This window comes from Corallococcus sp. CA053C (assembly GCF_003611675.1).
Taxonomy (GTDB): Bacteria; Myxococcota; Myxococcia; order Myxococcales; family Myxococcaceae; genus Corallococcus.
Map to the genome: position 1 here is coordinate 1 of NZ_RAWA01000580.1, position 4657 is coordinate 4657.

Genomic DNA, 4657 nt, shown 5'->3' on the forward strand with positions numbered 1-4657 from the left:
ATTCCGTGGTGGGCGTGGCTGACGCCGTGCGTGCTCGCGCCGGTCGTGCTGCTCAACGTGGGCGTGGCGTGGCTGGGCGGGACGCAGGTGTCGCCGCTGTCCTTCTCCTTCCTCCAGACCAAGGCGCGGGCGCTGGGCGCGTACGCGGCGCACCGGCCCGCCTGCGTGCTGGACGCGCACCCGCCGCTCACGCCCCTCATCTCCGAAACCGAGCGCCGCCACGGCATCCCGCCGGGGCTGCTGCGGGCGCTCATCCAGGTGGAGTCGGAGACGCGGGTGCACCGCATCTCGCCCGCGGGAGCCATGGGCCCCGGGCAGCTCATGCCGGACACGGCCGCGCTGATGCGGGTGGAGGACCCCTTCGACCCGGCGCCCTCCATCGACGCGAGCGGGCGCTACCTGGCCGAGCAGCTCCGCAGGTTTCGGGACGTGCGGCTCGCGGTGGCCGCGTACAACGCGGGGCCCGGTTCGGTGAACGGGCACGTGCCGCGCAACGGGGAGACGGAGTTCTACGTCGCCCGGGTGATGTCGGCCTGGGAGCACACCCGGCCGCCTCCGCCGGTGGTGGTGCAGCGCCCCGCCGCCCCGCCCTCTCCGAAGGTGCCTGAGCGGGCCCCGGTGGCGAAGGCCGCCGCACGCAAGGCCCGGCCGCCTGCCGCCGCCACGAAGCCTCCGACGGTGCTCCGGGTGAAGGCGCCGGGGAAGAAGCCCGCGTCCCGGCCAGTGGGCGCTCCCACGCTCGCCTCCGCGCGGAAGCCGTAGCGTCGATAGAGCCTGAGAGCCTGAGAGCCTGAGAGCCTGAGAGCCTGAGAGCCTGAGAGCCTGGGGGCGGAGCCCGGGGGCGTCAGTCCCTCCGGGACCGCGCCTCTTCCAGCCGCCGGCCGTGCAGGCCGCTGGCGGCGCCCGTGTCCAGCCACACCTCCACGTCCCGGTGGAGCTGGAGGAACGACGCCGGGCACCGCGTGGTGATGGGGCCGTGCACCATCCCCGTCACCGCCGCCGCCTTGTTCACGCCGAATGCCAGCACCACCACCTTGCGCGCCTGGAGCACCGCCGCCATGCCCACGGTCAGCGCCGACATGGGCACGCGCGACGGGTCGTCCCCGAACGGCTGCATGTGCGACAGCCGCGTCTCCCGGCTCAGCCGCGTGCGGTGGCTCATCGCGGTCAACACATCACCCGGCTCATTGAAGGCGATGTGCCCGTTGGGCCCCACGCCCAGCAGCAGCAGGTCCAGCCCTCCGGCCTGCGCCAGCGCCGCGTCGTAGCGCGCGCACTCGGCCTCCGCGTCCGGCGCGCACCCGTCGAGGAAGTGGATCCGCTCCGTTGACAGATTCACATGCCGGAACAGGTGCCGGTCCATGTACGCGCGGAAGCTGCCCGCGTCCTCCGGCGGCAGGCCCAGGAACTCGTCCACGTTGAACGTGGTCGCCCGCGACAGGTCCAGCTTCCCCTGCATCGCCAGCATTGACAGGCCCCGGTAGACGTTGAGCGGCGAGCGCCCCGTGGGCAGCCCCAGCACCAGCTCCGGCGTGTGCCGCACGGCCTCGGCGATTCGCGCCGCGCAGGTGGTGGCCGCCTCCTGTTCCGTCTCGAACACGCGTAGGTTCATGGGCCGGCCAGCATACGCCCTCCTCCTTCCCCGGTCGCGTCTGCCCCCGGACGTCCGTCCCCCCGCATGCCCGGGGGCCGGGAAGGGCCTCCGGGGGGCGCTCCCTGCAAACGGTCCTCACGCGCGAAGCCCGGGTCGGGCTAGAACCTGTTTCATGAAAGTCGCCGTGCTCACCGGCGGGGGTGATTGCCCCGGCCTCAATGCGGTCATCCGCGCCATCGTCCGCCGTGCCAGCGAGCACGGCTTCGAGATGATGGGCCTGCGCGATGGATGGAAGGGCCTGCTGGACGACAACCACTTCCGCCTCACGCGGGAGACCACCTCCGGCATCCTGCACCGGGGTGGCACCATCCTCGGCACCTCGCGCGTCAACCCGTTCAAGGTGGAGAACGGCCTGGAGCGCGTGAAGCGCGCCATTGAACGCAATGGCATCCACGCGGTCATCGCCATTGGCGGTGAAGGCACCCTGTCCGCCGCCACGCGCATGTCCGAGGAGGGCGTGCGCATCGTCGGCGTGCCGAAGACCATCGACAACGACCTCAACGGCACCGACTTCACCTTCGGCTTCGACACCGCGGTGGGCATCGCCACGGAGGCCGTGGACCGGCTGCACTCCACCGCCGAGTCCCACAAGCGCGTCATCGTCTGCGAGGTGATGGGCCGGCACGTGGGGTGGATCGCCACCTACGCGGGCATCGCGGGCGGCGCGGACGTCATCCTCGTGCCGGAGATCCCCGCCGACCTGGAGGCCGTGGCCCAGCACCTCCAGCGCCGCAACGCGGGCGGCCGCACCTTCTCCATCGTCGTGGTGGCGGAGGGCACGCGCATCAAGATGTCCGCCGAACAGGGCGAACAGCTCGTCACCACCGGAGCGCTGGACGAGGCCGGCCGGCCCCGCCTGGGCGGCGTGGGCAACATCGTCGCGCAGGAGATCGAGCGCCGCACCGGCTTCGAGACGCGCGTGTCCGTGCTGGGCCACATCCAGCGCGGCGGCGCCCCCACGGCGCACGACCGGGTGCTCGCCACCCGGTTCGGCGTGCATGCGTGCGACATGGTGGCCCGCGGCGAGTTCGGCAGGATGGCCTCCCTGCGCGGCAACGAGATCGTCAGCGAGCGCCTCTCCGAGGCCACCCGCGAGCTCAAGCGCGTCCCCAAGGAGTTCTTCGAGGTCGCCCAGGTCTTCTTCGGCTGACCCCGGCTTCCCCCCGGCGTGCTCCGGCCTTTCCTTCGCCGGACATTGACGTGGTGCGCCATCGCCCTCCCCCACGGGGAGTGGAGGGCACGGCGCGAAGCATCCGGTAGCATCGGCCCCCCGTACACCCGCTCCCGAAGGGATGGTGCCGATGCTCACCGGTCGCATGATGGACTTCCCGCTCACCCTGACGCACTTCCTGGAACGTGCGCGCTCCTATTACGCCTCGCAGGAGATCGTCAGCCGCAACCCGGACAAGTCCCTGCACCGCTACACGTACGCGGACTTCCACAAGCGCACGAGCCAGCTGGCCAACGCGCTGACACGGCTGGGGGTGAAGCCGGGGACGCGGGTAGCGTCGCTCAGCTGGAACCACCACCAGCACCTGGAGGTGTACTTCGGCGTGCCGGCGATGGGCGCGGTGATGCACACGCTCAACCTGCGGCTGCACCCCAACGACCTGGCCTACATCGCGCGCCACGCGGAGGACACGGTGGTGGTGGTGGACCGGTCGCTCTTGCCGCTCCTGGAGAAGTTCGAGAAGGCGGCGGGCTGCATCAAACACGTCATCGTCATCCCGGACGACGGCCCGGTACCGGAGGGCCGGCTGGACTACGAGAAGCTGCTCGCGGCGGAGTCGGACACGTTCGCGTTCCCGCGCCTGGATGAGAACAGCGCGGCGATGCTCTGCTACACGTCCGGGACGACGGGCAACCCGAAGGGCGTGCTCTTCAGCCACCGCTCCATCGTGCTGCACACGCTGGTGTGCTGCCTGCCGGAGGTGCTGGGGCTGAGGGACACGGACACGGTGCTGGCGGTGGTGCCCATGTTCCACGCGGCGGCGTGGGGCCTGCCCTTCGACGCGCTCCTCACGGGGGCGAAGCAGGTGCTGCCGGGGCCGCACCTGGATCCGCAGTCGCTGCTGGAGCTGATGCGCGACGAGAAGGTCACGGTGGCGGGCGGCGTGCCCACCATCTGGCTGGGCATCCTGGCGCAGCTGGACCGGGAGCCGGGCAAGTGGGACCTGAGCGCGATGCGGCACATGGTGATTGGCGGTTCGGCGGCGCCGCCGTCGCTCATCGACGGGTTCCGCAAGCGCCACAAGCTGGAGGTGCTGCACGCCTGGGGCATGACGGAGATGAACCCGGTGGGCACGCTCGCGCGGCTCAAGGGCGACCTGCACACGGCGTCCCCGGAGACGCAGCTGGATGCCTATGCGTCGCAGGGCTATTCGGTGCCCTTCGTGGAGACGCGCCACGTGAGCGACACCGGCGAGGTGCTGCCGTGGGACGGCAAGGCCATGGGCGAGCTGGAGGTGCGTGGGCCCATGGTGGCGGCCTCGTACTTCGGGGACGAGGGCAAGGACCGCTTCACCGCGGACGGGTGGTTCAAGACGGGCGACGTGGTGACCATCGACCCGGCGGGCTACCTGCACATCACCGACCGCAGCAAGGACGTCATCAAGTCGGGCGGCGAGTGGATCAGCTCCGTGGCGTTGGAGAACGCGCTGATGGCGCACCCGGCGGTGCTGGAGGCGGCAGTGTTCGCGGGCCGGCACCCGAAGTGGGACGAGCGGCCGCTGGCGGCGGTCGTGTTCAAGACCGGGCAGCAGGCGACGAGGGCGGAGCTGACGGCCCATCTGGAGAAGCAGTTCGCGAAGTGGTGGCTGCCGGATGACATCCTCTTCGTGCCCCAGATTCCGCGCACGTCGACGGGCAAGTTCCTGAAGATGAAGCTGCGCGAGGATTACGGGGACCACCTGATGAAGGTGCCTGTCGCGTCCTGAAGGGGTTGAAGGGTTGGAAGCCAGCGCCGGGCAGCTGACACCGGAAGGGGTCGGTGGCTCGCGCTGG

Annotated in this window: 4 protein-coding genes; 3 read left to right on the forward strand and 1 reads right to left on the reverse strand. The window is 71.0% G+C overall.

Annotated features, from left to right (window positions below):
- Positions 1-762, forward strand: a 762-nt coding sequence (locus tag D7V97_RS40300) for a lytic transglycosylase domain-containing protein (RefSeq protein ID WP_233583545.1), incomplete at its 5' end; no start/stop codon positions are given.
- A gap of 82 nt (positions 763-844) precedes the next feature.
- Here the strand turns inward: D7V97_RS40300 and D7V97_RS40305 are convergent.
- Positions 845-1612: a glucosamine-6-phosphate deaminase gene (locus D7V97_RS40305; RefSeq protein ID WP_120615873.1), complete on the reverse strand. Its 768-nt coding sequence runs from the start codon at positions 1610-1612 to the stop codon at positions 845-847.
- A gap of 154 nt (positions 1613-1766) precedes the next feature.
- On the opposite strand from D7V97_RS40305, the gene D7V97_RS40310 reads away from it, so the two are divergent.
- Entirely contained in the window at positions 1767-2804 is a 1038-nt protein-coding gene (locus D7V97_RS40310) for a 6-phosphofructokinase (protein ID WP_120615874.1), read from the forward strand.
- Positions 2805-2955: 151 nt separating this feature from the next.
- Positions 2956-4590 carry a long-chain fatty acid--CoA ligase gene (locus D7V97_RS40315; protein ID WP_120615876.1) on the forward strand — a complete coding sequence of 545 codons (1635 nt, stop codon included), beginning with the start codon at positions 2956-2958 and terminating at the stop codon, positions 4588-4590.
- The last annotated feature ends 67 nt before the right edge of the window (positions 4591-4657 follow it).